This is a genomic window from Phocaeicola sp. (assembly GCF_057861905.1).
On record NZ_DBMACV010000003.1, the window covers coordinates 13,239 to 32,676 of the forward strand.

The 19,438-nt window shown below is 44.4% G+C and carries 16 protein-coding genes and 2 tRNA genes; 8 read left to right on the top strand and 10 right to left on the bottom strand.

Translation table 11 applies throughout. The features are described from left to right. Nucleotides 1-3: 3 nt before the first annotated feature. Nucleotides 4-1,782, bottom strand: a complete 1,779-nt coding sequence (locus tag ACZM60_RS01020) for an amino acid ABC transporter substrate-binding protein (protein ID WP_489520573.1) — start codon at nucleotides 1,780-1,782, stop codon at nucleotides 4-6. A gap of 77 nt (nucleotides 1,783-1,859) precedes the next feature. Between ACZM60_RS01020 and uvrA the strand changes: the two genes are divergently transcribed. From uvrA to ACZM60_RS01035, 3 genes are all read left to right on the top strand, one after another. Continuing rightward, a complete protein-coding gene (gene uvrA / locus ACZM60_RS01025) occupies nucleotides 1,860-4,691 on the top strand; it encodes an excinuclease ABC subunit UvrA (protein ID WP_489520609.1) in 2,832 nt (943 codons plus the stop codon). Nucleotides 4,692-4,716: 25 nt separating this feature from the next. After that, nucleotides 4,717-5,205, top strand: coding sequence for a Cys-tRNA(Pro) deacylase (ybaK, locus tag ACZM60_RS01030; protein ID WP_021971604.1), 489 nt, complete (start codon nucleotides 4,717-4,719; stop codon nucleotides 5,203-5,205). Nucleotides 5,206-5,379: 174 nt separating this feature from the next. Next, nucleotides 5,380-6,936, top strand: coding sequence for a peptide MFS transporter (locus tag ACZM60_RS01035; RefSeq protein ID WP_340319311.1), 1,557 nt, complete (start codon nucleotides 5,380-5,382; stop codon nucleotides 6,934-6,936). 259 nt (nucleotides 6,937-7,195) lie between these two features. Here ACZM60_RS01035 and ACZM60_RS01040 read toward each other — a convergent pair whose 3' ends face one another. From ACZM60_RS01040 to ACZM60_RS01050, 3 genes are all read right to left on the bottom strand, one after another. Then, nucleotides 7,196-7,516, bottom strand: coding sequence for an HNH endonuclease family protein (locus ACZM60_RS01040; protein ID WP_340319310.1), 321 nt, complete (start codon nucleotides 7,514-7,516; stop codon nucleotides 7,196-7,198). A 427-nt stretch (nucleotides 7,517-7,943) separates the two neighbouring features. After that, nucleotides 7,944-9,488 carry a peptide MFS transporter gene (locus tag ACZM60_RS01045; protein WP_489520574.1) on the bottom strand — a complete coding sequence of 515 codons (1,545 nt, stop codon included), beginning with the start codon at nucleotides 9,486-9,488 and terminating at the stop codon, nucleotides 7,944-7,946. 348 nt (nucleotides 9,489-9,836) lie between these two features. Next, complete coding sequence (locus ACZM60_RS01050) at nucleotides 9,837-10,439, bottom strand: tetratricopeptide repeat protein (RefSeq protein ID WP_489520575.1); 603 nt, start codon at nucleotides 10,437-10,439, stop codon at nucleotides 9,837-9,839. Between the two features lie 320 nt (nucleotides 10,440-10,759). Between ACZM60_RS01050 and recR the strand changes: the two genes are divergently transcribed. The 3 genes from recR to ACZM60_RS01065 are packed head-to-tail and all read left to right on the top strand — an operon-like array spanning nucleotide 10,760 to nucleotide 12,387. Beyond that, nucleotides 10,760-11,377 carry a recombination mediator RecR gene (gene recR, locus ACZM60_RS01055; RefSeq protein ID WP_021971504.1) on the top strand — a complete coding sequence of 206 codons (618 nt, stop codon included), beginning with the start codon at nucleotides 10,760-10,762 and terminating at the stop codon, nucleotides 11,375-11,377. Between the two features lie 12 nt (nucleotides 11,378-11,389). Next, on the top strand, nucleotides 11,390-11,851 hold the full coding sequence (locus ACZM60_RS01060; RefSeq protein ID WP_489520576.1) for a hypothetical protein: 462 nt from the start codon (nucleotides 11,390-11,392) through the stop codon (nucleotides 11,849-11,851). After that, nucleotides 11,848-12,387: a GNAT family N-acetyltransferase gene (locus ACZM60_RS01065; protein WP_489520577.1), complete on the top strand. Its 540-nt coding sequence runs from the start codon at nucleotides 11,848-11,850 to the stop codon at nucleotides 12,385-12,387. The genes ACZM60_RS01060 and ACZM60_RS01065 overlap by 4 nt, the downstream gene beginning before the upstream one ends. Here the strand turns inward: ACZM60_RS01065 and ACZM60_RS01070 are convergent. From ACZM60_RS01070 to ACZM60_RS01095, 6 genes are all read right to left on the bottom strand, one after another. Next, on the bottom strand, nucleotides 12,376-12,966 hold the full coding sequence (locus ACZM60_RS01070) for a YqgE/AlgH family protein (RefSeq protein ID WP_489520578.1): 591 nt from the start codon (nucleotides 12,964-12,966) through the stop codon (nucleotides 12,376-12,378). The genes ACZM60_RS01065 and ACZM60_RS01070 overlap by 12 nt on opposite strands. A gap of 132 nt (nucleotides 12,967-13,098) precedes the next feature. Further along, nucleotides 13,099-13,172: transfer RNA gene (locus ACZM60_RS01075), tRNA-Arg, on the bottom strand. A gap of 14 nt (nucleotides 13,173-13,186) precedes the next feature. Beyond that, nucleotides 13,187-13,260, bottom strand: a tRNA-Asp gene (locus ACZM60_RS01080). A 122-nt stretch (nucleotides 13,261-13,382) separates the two neighbouring features. Further along, on the bottom strand, nucleotides 13,383-14,687 hold the full coding sequence (locus tag ACZM60_RS01085; RefSeq protein ID WP_021971508.1) for a Na+/H+ antiporter NhaC family protein: 1,305 nt from the start codon (nucleotides 14,685-14,687) through the stop codon (nucleotides 13,383-13,385). Nucleotides 14,688-14,826: 139 nt separating this feature from the next. Next, complete coding sequence (locus ACZM60_RS01090; RefSeq protein ID WP_340319307.1) at nucleotides 14,827-16,317, bottom strand: UxaA family hydrolase; 1,491 nt, start codon at nucleotides 16,315-16,317, stop codon at nucleotides 14,827-14,829. A 10-nt stretch (nucleotides 16,318-16,327) separates the two neighbouring features. Next, on the bottom strand, nucleotides 16,328-17,407 hold the full coding sequence (locus tag ACZM60_RS01095; protein WP_340319306.1) for a LacI family DNA-binding transcriptional regulator: 1,080 nt from the start codon (nucleotides 17,405-17,407) through the stop codon (nucleotides 16,328-16,330). Nucleotides 17,408-17,632: 225 nt separating this feature from the next. On the opposite strand from ACZM60_RS01095, the gene ACZM60_RS01100 reads away from it, so the two are divergent. Together ACZM60_RS01100 and ACZM60_RS01105 are read left to right on the top strand one after the other, a co-directional pair. Then, nucleotides 17,633-18,655, top strand: coding sequence for a PfkB family carbohydrate kinase (locus tag ACZM60_RS01100; RefSeq protein ID WP_489520579.1), 1,023 nt, complete (start codon nucleotides 17,633-17,635; stop codon nucleotides 18,653-18,655). Nucleotides 18,656-18,694: 39 nt separating this feature from the next. Beyond that, the gene (locus tag ACZM60_RS01105) at nucleotides 18,695-19,363 is read left to right on the top strand and encodes a bifunctional 4-hydroxy-2-oxoglutarate aldolase/2-dehydro-3-deoxy-phosphogluconate aldolase (protein ID WP_021970425.1); all 669 of its coding nucleotides are present in this window, start codon (nucleotides 18,695-18,697) and stop codon (nucleotides 19,361-19,363) included. Nucleotides 19,364-19,438 lie beyond the last annotated feature (75 nt).

The following is a 19,438-nucleotide window of genomic DNA, read 5'->3' on the forward strand; positions in this document are numbered from 1 at the left end:
TTGTTATTCAAAATCAAGTTTTATCAGTTCGTAATCTTTGGTAAAGTGTACGAAGAATACTTTCCGGTTGATGAATCCTCCCCAGTTGTTGACACGTTCAAAACAGAAGCCTGTTTGTATCGGAGTAACTTGTACACGATCCAGGTTTTCTTCCAGCTTGTTGCCTTGCTGTGCCAGCCCTTTCAGGAAGAAATATCCTATATCGAATCCTAACATTCCGTATTTAGGATATGTATTCGACATATCTTTACTGTACCAGCGTCGGTATGCATGAGTGAAGTTGATGGCCGCAGGGAACAGGTTGTTGGTGTAAAACGATGAATAGAAGTATGTATCCAGTTCGTAAAAGTTAGCCAGAAAATCCTGTGTATAGGTCTGCCATTCCGGATAGCCGAACAGATGCATGTTAAAGGCCGGGTGTTCGCGGCGGACAAGCATGAGATGAGGCAGCAGGCGTGTCAGTGCTGTATTTCGTCCTGAGGTAGGAATGAATATATTTTCCCGTAGCGTATCCATAGCTGCAATGACTCGGTCCGGATCAATGTCGCTGCCCAGTTGTATATGACTAAACTTGACATTGTTGTCTTTCAGCTCGTTTTTCATGCCTTTGATGAACTCAGCTTTTTCTTTATCTCCGCTGCCGTCGTCAAGGAAGATGACATTGGTCTTTCCAAACTTGCGGATAAAGTGTTCGTATACCTTTGAGTATAGGTAAGATTGTGGTGTGTTCACCTGATAGATATTGGGGTTCTTGAAAACCTGATCAACTTTGGGGGAGAAAGGAACGACCAGACGGATATTGTTCTTCTCGGCAAATGAGGCTACAGGAGCTATTGATGACTGCCGTGCCGGTCCGAAAATGATGTCCATGTCCTTGAGCTTACTTTGAGACAGGATGGCATTTGTTCCGATTGTTGTCCCTTTTGTATCGTATGTATAAATATCAGCAGATACTCCCTGGTGTTTCAGGCTGTCTACTGCCATGAGGAATCCTTCATAGAATTCTACCATACGTGACTGTTCGTCCTGATTGCCGGAAGAGAAGGGCAGCATGACTCCTACTTTTATGGTCTTTATCTGCTTTTTGCTGGTGGAGCTTTCCTTAAAGAGTTCCTCATTGCTGGGAGTAGTTTGGACCGACGGAGTGTTGTTTGCCGTTTCTTGTGACTGGGAATAAGGGATGAAAAGGAAACTTCCTTTCTTCAGTTTTCCGTTTCTCAACTCCGGATTAGCGGCGATAAGTTCTTCTTGAGTGATACCATATTGCTGGCTGATGCTGAAGATCGTTTCTTTTCTTTCAACTTTGTGCATGTCTCTCCACTCATTTTTCTTGGTCGAAGGCTCCGGCTGTACGGTTTGTACCGGCTGGGCTGTACTATTATCTTGAGCAGGGATGACAATAACCTGACCGATACGGAAGTTTGCTGCACTTAATCCCGGATTAGCTTTACAGATAGCCTGGGCACTGACTTTATACTTTACAGTCAGTTGATAGAGTGTTTCACCAGCTTGGATGGTATGAAATTGCTGTCCACTTTCGTTGCTGTAATGCGTTTGTGGTATTTTCAGTGCTTCTCCGGCACGTATCTGTTCACGGCTTCCCGGGTTCAGACGCACGATGTCATCGACGGAAACATTATACATGCTGGCAATAGAATACAAGCTTTGTCCTTTGGTTACGGTATGTAAAAAATATCCGGTTCCGGTCTGTGCCGATACCGTTGCTTTCAGACAGTTGGCGGAAAGAGCCAGCGAAAGGCAGATGATATGGATAAACTTCATTTTCGATTGTATTTGTTGAGTGGCAAAAGTACAAAAAAAAGCATTATCTTTGCAAAGATATGATTGATTTTAAGGATATGGAAGACGGAAAAGAAACGATTAGTATACAAGGAGCACGTGTACATAATCTGAAAAATATGGATGTGGAGATTCCACGTGACAGTCTGACGGTTATAACCGGATTGAGTGGAAGCGGAAAATCCTCATTGGCTTTCGATACGATTTTTGCCGAAGGACAAAGACGGTATATTGAAACATTCTCGGCTTATGCCCGGAATTTTCTGGGAGGAATGGAACGGCCGGATGTGGATAAAATAACAGGTCTGAGTCCTGTTATCTCCATAGAACAGAAAACAACCAATAAAAATCCTCGATCTACCGTAGGAACTACGACCGAAATTTATGATTATCTGCGTTTGCTGTTTGCACGTGCCGGTACTGCTTACTCGTATATCTCGGGTGAGAAGATGGTAAAATATACGGAAGAACAGATTCTCGACTTGATTCATCGGGATTATAAGGGGAAGCGTATTTATATTTTGGCACCTCTGGTGCGTACGCGTAAAGGACATTACAAGGAGCTCTTTGAACAAATCCGCAAGAAGGGATATCTGTATGTGCGGGTGGATGGCGAAGTGAAAGAGATTGTTCACGGCATGAAGTTGGACCGGTACAAGAATCACGACATTGAAGTGGTGATTGATAAAACGGTAGTTACTGAGAAAGAGGAGAAGCGTCTGAAGCAGAGTGTGACGACTGCCATGCAGCAGGGCGACGGATTATTGATGATTCTTGACGCCCAGACAGAAAGTGTCCGCCATTACAGCAAGCGACTGATGTGTCCGGTTACGGGCATCTCTTACCGGGAACCTGCTCCGCATAACTTTTCTTTTAACTCTCCGCAAGGAGCTTGTCCGCGTTGCAAGGGCTTGGGATATGTCAATCTGATTGATGTTGGCAAGGTTATTCCGGATCGTTCTCTTTCCATTTACGAGGGGGCTGTTGCACCACTTGGTAAATATAAGAATGTGATGATATTCTGGCAGATAGAAGCGTTGCTCGAAAAATATGAAGCGACTCTCAAGACTCCGGTATCAGAACTGCCGGAAGATGCTATCAATGAAATCCTGTACGGGGCAGACGAGCGTCTGAAAATCAAGAGTTCGCTGATACATGCTTCGTCGGATTACTTCGTCACTTACGAAGGTATCGTGAAATACATTCAGATGATGCAGGAGAAAGATGCTTCGGCTACAGCGCAGAAGTGGGCCGACCAGTTCGCAAAAACGGATGTCTGTCCTGAATGTAAAGGTGCACGCTTGAATAAAGAGGCTCTTCATTTCCGTATTCACGACAAGAATATCTATCAGCTTTCTACCATGGATATCAGTGAACTCTACGAATGGCTGGCACATGTAGAAGAGCATTTGGATAACAAACAGCGTATCATTGCAACGGAAATATTAAAGGAAATACGCACACGTCTGAAATTCTTGCTGGATGTGGGACTGGATTATCTGTCACTGAACCGTTCTTCGGTCAGCTTGTCGGGTGGAGAAAGCCAGCGTATTCGTCTGGCAACGCAGATAGGTTCTCAGCTGGTAAATGTATTGTATATCCTCGATGAACCGAGTATTGGCTTGCACCAGCGCGATAATATCCGGCTGATCAACTCGCTGAAGGAACTGCGTGATTTAGGCAATACGGTCATCGTGGTAGAACATGATAAAGACATGATGCTGGCTGCCGATTATATAGTCGATATGGGTCCGAAGGCAGGACGCCTGGGTGGGGAGGTTGTCTTTGCGGGAACTCCTGAGGAAATGCTCAAGACTTCAACCCTTACGTCGCAGTACCTGAACGGAAAAATGAAGATAGAAATTCCTGCCGAACGCCGGAAGGGAAATGGCAAATCGCTTTGGCTTCGTGGTGCACGAGGAAATAACCTGAAAGGGGTAGACGTGGAGTTTCCTTTGGGTAAGCTGATTTGTGTGACCGGAGTATCGGGCAGTGGTAAGTCTACCTTGATAAACGATACCCTTCAACCGATTCTTTCGCAGCATTTCTACCGTTCGCTGCAAGATCCTCTGCCTTACGATTCGATAGAAGGACTGGAATATATAGATAAGGTAGTCAACGTAGACCAGTCACCGCTCGGGCGTACTCCTCGCTCCAATCCGGCAACTTATACAGGTGTTTTCTCCGATATACGTAATCTGTTTGTCGAACTTCCGGAAGCCAAGATACGCGGATACAAGCCGGGACGCTTCTCCTTTAATGTGTCTGGCGGCCGGTGTGAGGCTTGCGGCGGGAATGGTTATAAGACGATTGAGATGAATTTCTTGCCCGATGTCTTTGTACCTTGCGAGGTTTGTCACGGCAAACGCTACAACCGGGAAACATTGGAGGTGCGCTATAAAGGCAAATCCATTGCCGATGTGCTCGATATGACGATCAATCGTGCAGTAGAGTTCTTCGAGAATGTGCCCCAGATTCTGAACAAGATTAAAGTCTTGCAGGAAGTGGGACTGGGATATATTAAGTTAGGTCAGCCCTCTACTACCTTGTCGGGCGGTGAGAGTCAGCGTGTGAAACTGGCAACCGAACTCTCGAAGCGCGATACAGGCAAGACGGTTTACATTCTGGATGAGCCGACTACCGGCTTGCATTTTGAGGACATCCGCGTGCTGATGACGGTCTTGAACCGGCTGGTAGATAAAGGCAATACGGTAATTGTCATCGAACATAACCTGGATGTCATCAAGATGGCAGACTATATTATCGACATGGGCCCCGAAGGCGGTAAAGGAGGAGGGCAGTTGCTTTCGTGCGGAACTCCCGAAGAGGTAGCAAAGTCGGACAAAGGATATACTCCTAAGTTCCTGCGCGAAGAATTGGCTAATCAGTGATAAATGATCAAACAATAGGTAAATTATGGCAAAAGAAAAGATTGCAAAAACAAATGCGGCACGTTTGCTGGACAAGGATAAAATAAAATATGAACTTGTCCCTTATGAAGTAGACGAAAACGACTTAAGTTGTATACATGTAGCAGCTACACTTGGCGAGAACATCGAACAGGTATTCAAAACCTTAGTACTACATGGCGATAAGTCGGGTTACTTTGTCTGTGTGATTCCGGGCGAGCATGAAATAGATCTGAAAATGGCAGCCAAGGTTTCGGGAAACAAGAAGTGTGACCTCATCCATGTAAAGGAATTGCTTCCGTTGACGGGATATATCCGTGGAGGATGTTCGCCGATTGGTATGAAAAAGCATTTTCCTACCTATATCCATCATACATGTAATGATTATCCTTATATATATGTCAGTGCGGGCGTACGCGGCTTACAGGTAAAGCTGGCGCCGGCCGATTTGATAAAAGTCAGCCAGGCAGAAGTCTGTACGCTGTTTGGCGAGTGAAAACGTAGTGACGTTTTGTTTGAAACATGGGCGGATTTTTTGCGAATTGCGCCCATGTTTTTTTATATCATATCGAGAAGAACGAAAAATCGCGACAAATACCCGTATTTTTGCTACTTTTTTATATATTTGCAAGTAATATAAATTTATTAATCATTAAAATCTTCATTATTTATGTTTAACAAGCATCCTAAAGGTTTGATACCTGCTGCACTTTCTAACATGGGGGAGCGTTTTGGCTACTACATCATGAACGCTGTGCTGGTGTTGTTCCTTTGTTCTAAATTTGGTATAAGTGAGGAGAAAAGTACACTTATCTATTCATTCTTTTATGCAGGTATCTATCTGTTAAGTCTTGTTGGAGGTCTGATTGCCGATAGAAAACAGAACTATAAAGGTACAATCATGGCCGGTCTTGTGGTCATGGCTGTTGGATATATTGCATTATCTATTCCTATTACTGCCAACGCAGGCAATACATCATGGTTGCTTACACTTACTTGTATCGCATTGTTTTTCATAGCATTTGGTAACGGTCTGTTCAAGGGAAACCTTCAGGCTATTGTAGGTCAGATGTACGATAATCTTGAAGCTGAGGCTGCAAAGAAAGGAGAAAAGGAACTGATTGAAGCCAAGAGCAAGAGAGATTCGGGATTCCAGATATTTTATGTATTTATCAATATCGGTGGATTGGTAGCTCCGTTTATCGCTCCTCTGTTGAGAAGCTGGTGGCTGAGTGCACACAATATGGTCTATAATGCAGGTCTTCCTGCTTTGTGTCATGAATATATAGCGAAAGGTGCAGACGGTATGTCGGCCGAGGCTATGGGTAACTTGAATCAATTGATGTCACAATGCGTAGGTGAAACTGCTGATATGGCTGCTTCTTGTGCACAGTATCTGCAGATATTTAATGAAGGTATTCATTATTCGTTTGTTGCATCTGTTGCGGCAATGCTTATTTCATTGGTTATCTTCTTCATAACGAAGAGTCAGTTCCCGAATCCGGGAAAGAAAGAAGCTGCAACTGCTGTTACATATTCAGCTGAAGAAAAGGCTGCTATGGCTAAGGAAATCAAACAGCGTCTTTACGCATTGTTTGCAGTGCTGGGTGTTGTTATTTTCTTCTGGTTCTCATTCCACCAGAACGGTACTTCACTTTCACTCTTTGCGAGAGACTTTGTTGATACATCCACAATTGCTCCGGAAATATGGCAGGCAGTGAATCCTTTCTTTGTGATTACATTGACTCCGATTATCATGATGATTTTCGGTTCTCTTTCAAGAAGAGGTAAAGAGATTTCTACTCCACGTAAGATTGCCATCGGTATGCTTATCGCAGGTTTGGCTTATCTCTTCCTTTCTGCATATTCACTCATTATGGGTTATCCTTCTGCTGCCGAATACAGAGAGCTTCCTATCGATCAGCAGGTTAAGGCGGGAGCATGGGTTCTGATTGTTCTTTACTTCCTGCTTACTGTGGCTGAGTTGTTTATTTCACCTCTTGGATTGTCATTTGTTTCGAAGGTGGCTCCAAAGCATCTTTTAGGACTTTGTCAGGGATTATGGCTCGGTGCGACTGCCGTAGGTAATCTCTTGTTGTGGATTGGTCCTCTGATGTATAACGCTATTCCTATCGGATATTGCTGGGCTATTTTCATGATAGTATGCTTTATTTCAATGGGAGTAATGCTGTTCATGGTGAAATGGCTGGAACGTGTAGCTAAGTAATCGAATAAATAAATCTGATAAAGCTGCGAGGCGTACAGAATGAGTCTTGAACTCGGTCTGTACGCCTCGATTTTTATTTAAGAAAAGCTCTTCTTTTATTTTTCTGTCGGCTGGATAATTGTCTTTTATCTGGTAAATGTAATCTGTGTTTCGAGTAACTTGTAAGTAGGGTGTTTTTTATTATAGGTAACGGAGGAATGCTTTCGGCTATTGTGTGATTATATTTACTGTATCACCGTGAGTTGATGGTCACTATTGATTAGCATCTTACTTTGTTGGTGTAATACTGCATGATTTTCTCAATCATGGCTTTCCTATGTTTGTAAACCATATTCTCGTCGTAATATGCCACTTCCTCGTCATAAATCAGTTTAAGCTTCAGTGAATCGTACGTAGGTTTCGAGTAGAAATCAATCTTCTTTTTCGCCACATCCTGATTGCTGTACGATGAGTTTTGCTCTACGTTCAGCAAAGCCAGATTGCCGAAGTCGTCCAGGCACGCCGGAGAGATTGTGGTTTTATTGAATTCATGGTGCTGGGGAAAAACGTGTTCGACAGAGTCGTTTTCATGACATTGCACATTATTTGTCCGACCGTGAAGTTATAAAAAATATTGTTTCTCAAGACATCCGATGACTGCTTATTGAAAATCTGCGGCAATTTACGGATAAGCCGATGCTATGCCGATAAAGCAATACTGACGATTCGTTTTGTTTTTGTACAAAAACAAAAATCTTTTGTACAAAAAATAAAAAAACATGGAGGCGTTTTCTTCCGAAGGTGCCGGAGCCTTTTTTCGAGGTTGCCGGGATATATGCGAACAAGTCCTTTAACCTTTCCCGAAGTTTTTCGTCCTGCGACTGAGAGATAGGGGAAGGGGTTAAAGGACTTGTGATATATCGCATCCGGCAGTAGTTGTTTAATACCTGCCTGCTGGCTTATTAGAAAACCGGCAACCGTAAGTCATCCCGGTTTCGCGATTGTATTTCCGGATGAAGACCGCGGGCTTATTCAGCTCCCTTCATCATTTTTTGCAGCTTGCCCGAGAACAGGAACAGAACCACTGCTGCCGTACCGCTCATGAAGACAAACAGCATGAAGAAATCGAACAGGTTTTCTACATGATAGCCCAAGAAAGTTTTGGTTACACCACCTTCCGGATAATAGCCGCTCAACATACCGGCAAATTTGTTGGCTGCCGAGGTACTGAGATACCATACGCCCATCAACAGCGAGGAGAAGCGCACGGGAGAGAGTTTGTACACCAGCGACAGTCCGATAGGAGCCAGACAAAGCTCTCCCATGGTGTGGATGAGATACAATCCTGTCAGCCAGATCATGCTGACCTTTACGCCGGGTTCCACGTCCTTTACACCAAAGGCGATGAAGAGATATCCCAGTGAAAGCAACAGCAGACCGATAGCCTGCTTACGCGGTGAACTGGGTTCGATACCCCGCTTGCCGAGGAATGACCAGATAGCAGCAAATACAGGTGCCAGCGTGACAATCATAATCGGATTGAAGGACTGGAAATAAGCGGCAGGCATTTCCCAGCCTCCGATGTGACGGTCGGTTTGTTCGTCGGCAAAGAAGGTGAGTGAAGCTCCTGCCTGTTCGTAGGCTGCCCAGAAGAAAATCACGAAAAAGGCGATAATATATATCACACCGATTCGGGCTTGTTCCGTACGGGTCAGACTCTTGTCGGTGATGATGATGACAGGCATCACGATGGTAGTGGCATAAATCAGCGAACCGATCCAGTCGGCTCCGGCAAAGATACCGCCGTTGCCTCCCCAGTTGACGGAGAACAGGATGGTAAGCAGAACCGTACCCGCAATCATCCATACCGTACGCTTGTTTCCTTCCTTATCGGCCGGTGACGTTTCTGTCACTTTTGCTGTTTTGGCAGGAGCCGTGCCTACAGGATTACCTTCCGGATCGCAGATATATTTGTTCTTAAACAACTGGAAGACCGTAGCACCCAGTATCATTCCGATACATGCTGCAAGAAAGCCCCATTTGAAATCCTCCGGATGTCCGGTATTCCCTACCAGTCCGCATACCAGCGGGGCGAGGGTGGAACCTACATTCACTCCCATATAGAAGATGGTAAAAGCCGAATCCTTACGTCTGTCGTCGGCTGTGTACAGGCGTCCTACCATGGTCGAAATGTTTGGTTTGAAGAATCCGTTACCCAAAATCAACAGGCCCAGTCCCACAAACATCAACCATTTGGCCAGTTCCGCCTGGTGAAAATAGCAGGCACTCAGAAAAAGCATGAACTGTCCTGCCGCCATGGTCAGTGCTCCCACGACGATGGAACGGCGGTTTCCCCAGTACCGGTCGGCAATGTAGCCGCCAATCAGCGGAGTAAGGTATACCAGTCCCGTATAACTTCCGTATACTTGCGAAGCTGTTTCTTTGTCGAACAGCAAGGCTTGCACCATATAAAGCATGAACAAGGCGCGCATGCCGTAGTAACTGAACCGCTCCCACATCTCAGTTACAAAGAGTAAATAAAGTCCTTTCGGATGTCCTTTTGTCTGATTCATTTGCTTCTATTTTGATAAATTGTTAGAATTTACGCCAAAAACGTTGCAAAAATAGCAAATAAATCGGTTGCTTCAAAATCGAAAGGGAATGGAATGTTGCTGTTTGGCCGACTCCTTGTTCTGTTTTTGTACCTGATTCATGGCAAAAGGCTATGAATTTTGCCGTGGAGCCGTATGTTCGTTCTGAAAGAACCTGTGGAAGGGGGGCTTGCTGTGTCGGGTACAGGGAGGTTGGAAAGCCTGCCGGGTGAACATACAGTTTGCATCCTGACAAAATAAAAGGAAGAGCAGTATATGTATTATCTGCTCTTCCTTTATCGAAAAGAATAATTTGACTTGTCTAAAATCTTATCTGTTGGCAGTCACTCCCTCATAGCAGGAAGTTACTTTGTCGAAGAAAGACGGATCCGGATTTGCTTCCAGCAGTTGCATCATCAGGTCGTATACGTCAGCGTGGATGTCGAGCTTGATGGCTGTCTGAAGGTCGGCAAGTGAATCATCATATTCGCCTTTGTCCAGATGAATCTCGGCGCGAGTCTTATAATTCTCTACATCCGAAGGGGTCAGACGGATAGCTTCATCCAAATCTTTTTCTGCCAGATCGTACGCCTGAGCGTTCATGTAAAGTGTACCGCGGGTATAGTATGCAAACGAACGGTATTCGGTATCTTCTTCCGGAATCAGTTTCAGGCTTTCGTTGGCTGCGTACAGTGCCAGTTTCATGTCGCCATAGAAATTGCATACCAGTGCCATGTAGCAGTGTGCATATCCATTGTCGGGATTCTGGTTGATTTCATCATTCAGATATTGGTAAGCCTGCTCTGCGTTGCCTGCATTCAGGGCTTCTACTCCTTTTATATAATTGGAACTTTCAGGACGGCTGAAATCTTTTCCTTGTATTTGACCGATTGCCATCAGGCAACATGCTGCGATGAGTATTAGTGTTTTCATTGTATTGATTAGTAAGTGTTTTTATGTTCGGACGCAAAAATAGAGAGTTTTCTTGAAACAGCGAATACTTCGTGAGAAGATTTTTTTATGTTTTAAATCAGTTTTTTAACATTCTATGGCTTTCATTCTTTGGGCTTATGATGCATTGAAGATATGCCTGCGGGCGTTTTGTCGTTAAACTTGCTGCGTTGTTGAACGGGAAAGAGGTAATCAGGAATGGCAGTAAGGTGGAATGGAGTCCCGAAATAGGTGAGGTTTCCTGCCGGTCGTAAAAAGAGTTGGATTTTTTTTGTATTTTTGTCGGCAAATTGAATGAATAAATGAATCAACAATATCCGTCTGTTTTATTGGAAAAAGCAGTAGGGGAGTTTGCCAAGCTTCCCGGCATCGGAAGAAAGACTGCCATGAGGCTGGTGCTGCATCTGCTTCGTCAGGATTTACAGACTGTAGAAGCATTTGGCAACGCTGTCATCAAGTTGAAGCGTGAAGTGAAATATTGTAAGGTCTGTCATAATATATCCGATACGGATATCTGTCAGATTTGTTCGAATCCTTCGCGGGATGCTTCGACGGTCTGTGTGGTGGAAAATATCCGCGATGTGATGGCTGTGGAGAATACCCAGCAATACAAGGGCTTGTATCATGTGTTGGGAGGAGTTATTTCGCCGATGGATGGTATCGGACCTTCTGATTTGCAGATAGACAGTCTGGTGGATCGTGTGAAATCGGGCACGGTGAAGGAGGTGATCCTTGCACTGAGTTCGACCATGGAGGGAGATACAACCAACTTTTACATCTTCCGCAAGTTGGCTCCTTACGATGTGAAACTGACAATGATTGCCAGAGGTATATCGATAGGCGATGAGCTGGAGTATACGGATGAGGTTACCTTGGGGCGTTCTATTGTAAACCGTACGGTATTTACCGGAACCATGTAAATATTTTAAAGGATGGAAAAAGAAATTATACGATTGTTGAGATGCCTGAAAATAGAGTTTGCTTTGTTGTGGGTGCTGTGTATCATATTGATCGGACTGTATGAATGTGATATCCTTCCGCAAGGTGTGCTGGCTGACGATGTGCGTACTGGATATATGTTGCAGGTGTTGGGTATTCTGCTTGCCGTGGGACTGATACCTCTTTCATTGCGTCTGTTTAGTTTGTCGCTGACCAAATATGTGCGTGTTCTGCCGCTGCTGGAGGCTTTGAAGAGTTATCGTCGCTGGAATGAAGTGCGCGTCTGCCTGCTGCTGGTTGCGGCGCTGGTCAATCTGTCTGTTTATTACTGGACGATGGATACGACAGGTCTGCTGTGTGCCGGAATGGTACTGGTGGCTTCCTTGTTTTGCGTACCGGGACGTGAACGCATGATGTCGGCACTGGACCTGCATAATAATGAGGAGCGTGTATGATGGAAACAGCTTTCTTACATACCGAAGAAGTCAGGCTCCGGGCTGTGGAGCCGGAAGATCTGGGACTGCTGGACAGAATGGAAAATGATGAATCGCTGTGGCAGCATGGAAATGTGACATGTCCATATTCCCGCTTTCAGTTGGAAAGATACATTGCCGAAAATTCAAACGATATTTATATCGACGGTCAGCTTCGGCTGATTATCGAACTTCGTGACGGGGAAACGGCAGGAGCTATCGATGTCTTTTCTTTCGACCCTCGTCATCGCCGTGCGGAACTGGGCATTGTTGTGCTCAAAGAGTTCCGCCGCAGGGGGATAGGTCGGGTGGCATTATCGCTTATGGAGCGTTATTGCTTCCGGTTTCTGGGTATACATCAGTTGTATGCGTATATTCAGAAAGAAAACACAGCCTGCCTGAACCTTTTTCATTCTTCGGGCTATGATACGACGGGAGTACTGAAAGACTGGCTGTATACAAGTGACGGTTATCGGGATGTATGCCTGTTGCAGAAGTTGAACACTTTAATTGCATGAAGGATATTGCGGGTATTTAGCCCATAGCTGATAGGGGTTGCCCAGTTCGTTCATACTGGTCTGCCATAGACCTCTGTAATTTTCGTCCAGCAAGTGCTGTTTGCTGGTTTCGCCTATTATCCAAGAATCTTCATTTATTTCCCTCTGGAGCTGTTCATTGTTCCATCCTGCATATCCGGCAAAGAAACGGATATGTCCTTCTATGGGGTTGCCTGCCAGAATATATTGTTGGATGGCCTCAAAATCTCCGTTTAAATATAATCCGTTTCCTAAGTCGAAGGATCCTTCCAGTTCGGGTAATGTATGGATGAAAAAGATTGTGTTACGTCCTACGGGACCACCTTTGTATACAGGGATGGAGGGGGCTGATTCCAAATTTGGAACGAGCTGATTCAGCGAAATATGATATCTGAAGTCTTTATTCATTACGATGCCCATACTTCCTTCCGAATTATGTGTTACCATCAGGACGACTGAACGGGCGAAATGATAATCATATAATAGAGGGGAAGCAATAAGAATACTTCCCGTATGCGGAAGCGCCTTATTTGATTTTACTTGAAAAATGCGCATATCCATAGTTATAACGTTTAATCACTACTAATGTAGTGAATAATTGTTGAAACGAAAAGAAATATTGTCTTTTTTATTAGAAATTTATATACGGACAGGCAACAAAAAAAAGCGATTACCGAAGTAATCGCTTTTCTGTGATTCCGCTGCGATTCGAACGCAGGACCCACGCCTTAGAAGGGCGTTGCTCTATCCAGCTGAGCTACGGAACCATCCTTAATGGAAGCGGTGCGTACGGGACTCGAACCCGTGACCCCATGCGTGACAGGCATGTATTCTAACCAACTGAACTAACGCACCAAATTTCTTTGTTTGCTATCTCTCTCGATTGCGAGTGCAAAGGTACTACTTTTTTTTATTCCTGCAAATATCTTGACCGTTTTTTTTGCAACAAAAGTAGCCTTTTTTCTCTAAGATGCTCATTATGAATATCTCTTAGGATAGCGGAAAAGAATGCTTAAAAGGGCTATGATACCTAAGGTTATGGGATAGTATAAATAACCGATAATGCTGATAGGAGATAATTTTGTCAGTTCCGCTGCTATCAGCATTTGTGCTCCGTAGGGAATGATTCCTTGTACGACACAGGAGAATATATCGAGTATGCTGGCGCTTTTCCGCTTATCTACCTTGAATTGTTCGGCAATGTTGCTTGCCAGCGGCCCTACTGTTATGATAGCTATTGTATTGTTTGCCGTACAGAAGTTGGCAAGGCTGACTAAAGCCGCAATGCTCAGTTCGGCACCTCTTTTATTTTTTACGTGTTGTGTCAGGCGATGTAGGATATAGTCTACTCCGCCGTTGAAGCGAATCAGCTCGAGCATACCTCCTGCCATCAGGGTAATGATGATAAGTTCTCCCATTCCGGTGATACCTTCTCCCATTGAAGCAAACCAGCCGAACAGGTCGAAGCTGCCGTATATAAAGCCGATGATGCCGGTAGAAAGCAAGCCGAGCAGCAGTACCAGCGTAACATTCATGCCGGCAATGGCTGTTCCCAGAACAATGAGGTAGGGGATTACCTTGCCCCATTCTATGGAATAGGCATTACTTGCCGATTCGACTTGTGCACCATAGATGATATAGTATATGAAAACAAGTAAGGCGGCAGGTACAGCAATCATAAAGTTTACCCGGAATTTGTCGCGCATGACACATCCTTGTGTACGGGTAGCGGCTATTGTGGTATCGGAAATGAAGGAAAGGTTGTCGCCGAAAAATGATCCTCCGATGACGAGTGCGGTCATAAAAGCCAGGTTGACATCTGTTTTGGCTGCAATACCTGCTGCTACGGGTACAAGAGCTACGATTGTTCCGACCGATGTTCCGATAGATAGTGAGATGAAGCAGGACGCAAGAAAGACTCCTGCCAGCAGCAGATTGTCGGGAAGTAGCATAAGTGTCAAGTTCACAGTGGCATCTATTGCTCCCATGGCTTTTGCAGACTGGGCAAAGGCTCCGGCCAGAATGAAAATCCAAAGCATCAGCATGATGTTTTTATTGGCTGCGCCTGACGAGTATTGCAGGACTCGGTCATTGAGGCTTAATCCTTTTGTTGTAGCTACAGCATAGATAGAAGCTACCAGAAATGCCACCGTGATGGGAACTTTATAAAAATCGTTGACGATTAATGACGTTACCAGATAGAGGCAAAGAAATACTACTAATGGCATCAAGGCCCAGCCGTTAGGCTTGTTGACGATGGGAGTTAGTTTGTTAAAGTCCATGTGATAGTTTTACTTATAATATTATATAAAGGAATCTCTGAAAATCATTTAGCGTGTTTCTCAGAGATTCCTTGTTTTTCCTCAGAAAACCGGCTGTGTGGTATAATACCGTCGTCGGCTTCCGAGAATTCTTGTTGGGTTATAGCGTTACACCAGTCTTGAAGATAGCAATTTCGCGGTAACCTTTCTTTTCATTGTTTACCCATTCTCCGCTTGCTACTTTAATGACATAGTCTATGAAACGTTTGCAGGTTACTGCCATTGGTTCATTTTCTACAATAACTCCCGCATTGAAATCGATCCATCCCGGCTTGTGTACTGCCAGACGAGAGTTCGTGGATATTTTCATTGTCGGGACATAAGTTCCGAACGGTGTGCCGCGTCCGGTTGTGAACAATATCATATGGCAACCGCAAGAGGCCAGTGCTGTAGCGGCAACCAGGTCATTTCCCGGAGCAGAAAGCAGGTTTAAGCCTTTGGTCTGCAGGCGCTCTCCGTAAGGCATCACGCCCGAAACATAACTCTTTCCACATTTCTGTGTACATCCCAATGCTTTTTCTTCCAGTGTTGAGATACCTCCGGCTTTATTTCCCGGTGAAGGATTTTCTCCTACCGGCTCACCGTGTGAAAGGAAATATTCCTTGAAATCGTTGATAAGATGTACAGTCTTTTCAAACAGTTCCGGAGTCTTGCAACGGTTCATCAGGATTGTTTCTGCACCGAACATTTCAGGAACCTCGGTCAGTACCGAAGTACCTCCCTGAGCAATCAGGAAATCGGAGAACATTCCCAGCAAAGGATTTGCTGTAATGCCCGAGAATCCGTCCGAACCACCACATTTCAATCCTACACGAAGTTCCGACAAAGGTATGTCGGTACGTACGTCCTGTTTGCATTTCGCATACAAGTCGCGTAAGATTTTCATGCCTTCTTCGAATTCATCGTCCACCTTTTGGGCTACCAGGAATTTGATTCTATCTTCATCGTACTTGCCGATAAATTCACGGAAGATGTCGGGCTGGTTGTTTTCGCATCCCAAACCTACGACCAATACGGCACCTGCATTGGGGTGAAGCACCATGTCGCGCAGAATCTTCTTTGTGTTTTCGTGGTCATCGCCCAACTGAGAGCATCCATAGTTGTGCGGAAACGCCATGATAGCATCAATTCCTTCTTCTTTGGTTTCGCGACGAAGCGCATCGGCCAGCTGATTTACGATACCGTTTACGCAGCCGACTGTCGGTATAATCCATATTTCATTGCGGATACCCACATCACCGTTTTTACGGCGATAGCCTTTGAAAGTAAGGTTTTCCTGTGGAATATCCAGCGAAACCTCTACCGGGTTGTATGTATAATCCAGCAATCCAGCCAGATTGGTCTTTATTTCTTTTTCACAAATCCAGCTACCTTGAGGTACATTTTTAATAGCATGTCCTATCGGATAACCGTATTTGATAATGTTGTCACCCTCGTTGAAGTCTTGCAGTGTTACTTTGTGTCCGGCGGGAATATCTGTCTTTAAGGTTATCTCCTGTCCGTCTACCTGGATTGTTTCGCCAGCTTTCAGAGGAGTAATGGCAACAGCAACGTTGTCTGCCGGGTTGATTTTTAGATAAGTTGTTTCCATAAATTATATGTTAGTTATTGTTGCTATGTGCATTTAAGTAGAAGTCGATGTTTTCTATTGTCAGCAGATTGATAGGCATATAGTTGCACTCTTTTACCTTTTTCTTCAGAATGAGGTGGTTGCAAAGGCTTTCTATGCTATAATATCCTTGCAGTGTAGGTTGTTGCGAAATAAGGAAGTCGATAGTTCCTGCGCGCATGCATGCAATGTTTCTATTTAACAAGTCATATCCTATCAGGTGAAAATCATGTCGCTGGTGCTTCATCATATATTCACCTATGATATACGATTTTGAGTTAAATGTGATGCCGTACGATATATCGGGATTCTTTTGGAAGAAATCATCCAGAATAGATTCGTCCTCTCCCGGCTGCTTGGCATAAAGATTCAGTTCGCGCATTTTCAGGTCGGGATGATGTTCCTTCATGTAGGCATAGAAACCTTCTTCCCGGTGCAACTGCTGGTTCGAGCCCAATCGTCCTTCGTTTATCTGCCGGAAAATAATAAGTTCCTTATTGTTTTGCATCAGCATTTTCATCATTCGGGCTGCGAAGTAGCCACTCTGATTGGCGTGTTGCCCATAGAATGCCAGCGGATTCAGTCGTGGAATATTTGAATCTATAAATATATAAGGTATATCACGTTGCTGAAGCTTTTGGGCTATTTGTTCGGTCTCGGTTTCAATAGTAGGAGAGAGAACCATGCCGTCCGGCTCCATAGCCAGCAAACGATTTCCTGCAGCCACAAACGAGCCGAATTCATACTGGTCATAATAATCGATATGCAAGGATATGTTGAAATCGGAAAAAGCTTTTGTTGCCTGCTTCATGCCTTTTTCAACATCTACCCAATAATCCCCTTCTGCGTGCATGGGCAGCAGGCAGGCAAATACATACTTTTTGTTCGATGCCAGTGCGCTGGCATACATATTGGGCTGATAATCAAGTTGCTTCAGAATGTTTTCCACTTTTTTGCGGCTTGCTTCCGAAACTCCCGTCCGTCCGTGCAGGACTCTGTCTACCGTACCGACGGAAACTTCCGCCATTTGGGCAATATCTTTTATGCGAATACGTTCTGTTTGTTTGTCCATATTCTTTACACCTTAATTTATATGTACAGGTCTTCCTTTTTTTATGAAAAAAATATTTCGATACAAATATATAACTTTTTTTGTTATTTTAAAAATAACTCGTACCTTTGTGTGCGTACACAAAGTGGATGTTGTCTATTAAATCGTTCGTATTTCAAGAAAATAGTATCCGTTTTGGCAGAAAGATTATCAAACTTATTATAAATAGTATAAAAATTATCTACAATGGGAAAAATTGTTACTTTAGGTGAGATCATGTTGAGATTGTCAACTCCGGGAAATACCCGTTTCGTGCAGTCTGATAGCTTTGATGTTGTATATGGTGGCGGCGAAGCAAATGTTGCTGTGAGCTGTGCCAACTATGGTCACGATGCATACTTCGTAACAAAGCTGCCGAAGCATGAAATCGGTCAGTCGGCTGTAAATGCACTGCGTAAGTATGGCGTTAAGACAGACTATATTGCTCGTGGTGGTGATCGCGTGGGTATTTATTATTTGGAAACGGGAGCTTCCATGCGTCCCAGCAAGGTGATTTACGACCGCGCTCATTCTGCAATTGCCGAAGCCGATCCTTCTGATTTCGATTTCGACGCCATTATGGAAGGGGCTGACTGGTTCCACTGGTCGGGCATTACTCCGGCTATTTCTGACAAGGCTGCCGAACTGACCAAGCTTGCTTGTGAAGCTGCAAAACGTCATGGAGTAACAATTTCTGTAGACTTGAACTTCCGTAAGAAACTTTGGACTAAGGAAAAAGCTCAGTCTATCATGCGTCCGTTGATGCAGTATGTAGACGTTTGTATCGGCAATGAAGAGGATGCAGAACTCTGTCTGGGCTTCAAACCCGAGGCTGATGTAGAAGGAGGTAAGACAGATGCTGAAGGCTATAAAGGTATCTTTACGGCAATGGCTAAGGAGTTTGGCTTCAAATATGTCGTTTCTACTCTGCGTGAATCATTCTCGGCTACTCACAATGGCTGGAAGGCAATGATTTATAATGGAAAGGAATTCTATACTTCCAAACATTATGATATTGATCCGATTATCGACCGTGTAGGTGGTGGTGACTCATTCTCAGGTGGTATTATTCACGGTTTGCTGACTAAGTCGAACCAAGGTGAAGCACTGGAATTCGCTGTAGCGGCTTCTGCTTTGAAGCATACTATTAACGGCGACTTTAATATGGTTTCGGTAGAAGAAGTTGAAGCACTGGCCGGAGGTGATGCAAGCGGACGTGTTCAGAGATAAATTAGCATAGAATAATAATAGTTGGTTATAAAATAAAAGATGGCAAAATTTGATAAAATCGCCGTGTTGAACAAAATCGGTTCAACCGGTATGGTCCCCGTATTCTATCACAAGGATGTAGAAATCGCAAAGAAAGTAGTTAAGGCTTGTTACGACGGCGGAGTGCGTGCATTTGAATTTACAAACCGTGGTGATTTCGCTCACGAAGTATTTGCCGAAGTTGTGAAATTTGCAGCCAAAGAATGTCCGGAAATGGCAATGGGTGTAGGTTCTGTTGTCGATCCTGCTACTGCTGCTTTGTACATTCAGCTGGGAGCTAACTTTGTAGTTGGTCCGTTGTTCAACCCCGAGATAGCAAAAGTATGCAACCGTCGTTTGGTTCCTTATACTCCGGGCTGCGGAAGCGTATCGGAAGTTGGCTTTGCTCAGGAACTGGGATGCGATCTTTGTAAGATTTTCCCGGGCGATGTGCTGGGTCCGAAACTGGTAAAAGGAATGCTTGCTCCGATGCCTTGGTCTAAACTGATGGTGACAGGTGGAGTGGAACCGACTCAGGAAAATCTGACTGCATGGATTAAGGCAGGGGTATTCTGCGTAGGTATGGGCTCTAAACTCTTCCCGAAAGATAAAGTCGCAGCCGAAGACTGGGCTTATGTGACAGAAAAATGTAAAGAAGCTCTGGGTTATATCGCAGAAGCTCGCAAATAATAGAGAACGGAAAGTTCATTTTGTTTAAAGGTGTATAAAGCGAGAGGCATCGTGAAGTGTAAGCGTATACTTTAC

Bases quoted from the DNA above. Each gene is read 5' to 3' on its own strand.
- ACZM60_RS01020 (WP_489520573.1), bottom strand. From the start codon at position 1,782: ATGAAGTTTATCCATATCATCTGCCTTTCGCTGGCTCTTTCCGCCAAC.
- uvrA (WP_489520609.1), top strand. From the start codon at position 1,860: ATGGAAGACGGAAAAGAAACGATTAGTATACAAGGAGCACGTGTACAT.
- ybaK (WP_021971604.1), top strand. From the start codon at position 4,717: ATGGCAAAAGAAAAGATTGCAAAAACAAATGCGGCACGTTTGCTGGAC.
- ACZM60_RS01035 (WP_340319311.1), top strand. From the start codon at position 5,380: ATGTTTAACAAGCATCCTAAAGGTTTGATACCTGCTGCACTTTCTAAC.
- ACZM60_RS01045 (WP_489520574.1), bottom strand. From the start codon at position 9,488: ATGAATCAGACAAAAGGACATCCGAAAGGACTTTATTTACTCTTTGTA.
- ACZM60_RS01050 (WP_489520575.1), bottom strand. From the start codon at position 10,439: ATGAAAACACTAATACTCATCGCAGCATGTTGCCTGATGGCAATCGGT.
- recR (WP_021971504.1), top strand. From the start codon at position 10,760: ATGAATCAACAATATCCGTCTGTTTTATTGGAAAAAGCAGTAGGGGAG.
- ACZM60_RS01060 (WP_489520576.1), top strand. From the start codon at position 11,390: ATGGAAAAAGAAATTATACGATTGTTGAGATGCCTGAAAATAGAGTTT.
- ACZM60_RS01065 (WP_489520577.1), top strand. From the start codon at position 11,848: ATGATGGAAACAGCTTTCTTACATACCGAAGAAGTCAGGCTCCGGGCT.
- ACZM60_RS01070 (WP_489520578.1), bottom strand. From the start codon at position 12,966: ATGGATATGCGCATTTTTCAAGTAAAATCAAATAAGGCGCTTCCGCAT.
- ACZM60_RS01085 (WP_021971508.1), bottom strand. From the start codon at position 14,687: ATGGACTTTAACAAACTAACTCCCATCGTCAACAAGCCTAACGGCTGG.
- ACZM60_RS01090 (WP_340319307.1), bottom strand. From the start codon at position 16,317: ATGGAAACAACTTATCTAAAAATCAACCCGGCAGACAACGTTGCTGTT.
- ACZM60_RS01095 (WP_340319306.1), bottom strand. From the start codon at position 17,407: ATGGACAAACAAACAGAACGTATTCGCATAAAAGATATTGCCCAAATG.
- ACZM60_RS01100 (WP_489520579.1), top strand. From the start codon at position 17,633: ATGGGAAAAATTGTTACTTTAGGTGAGATCATGTTGAGATTGTCAACT.
- ACZM60_RS01105 (WP_021970425.1), top strand. From the start codon at position 18,695: ATGGCAAAATTTGATAAAATCGCCGTGTTGAACAAAATCGGTTCAACC.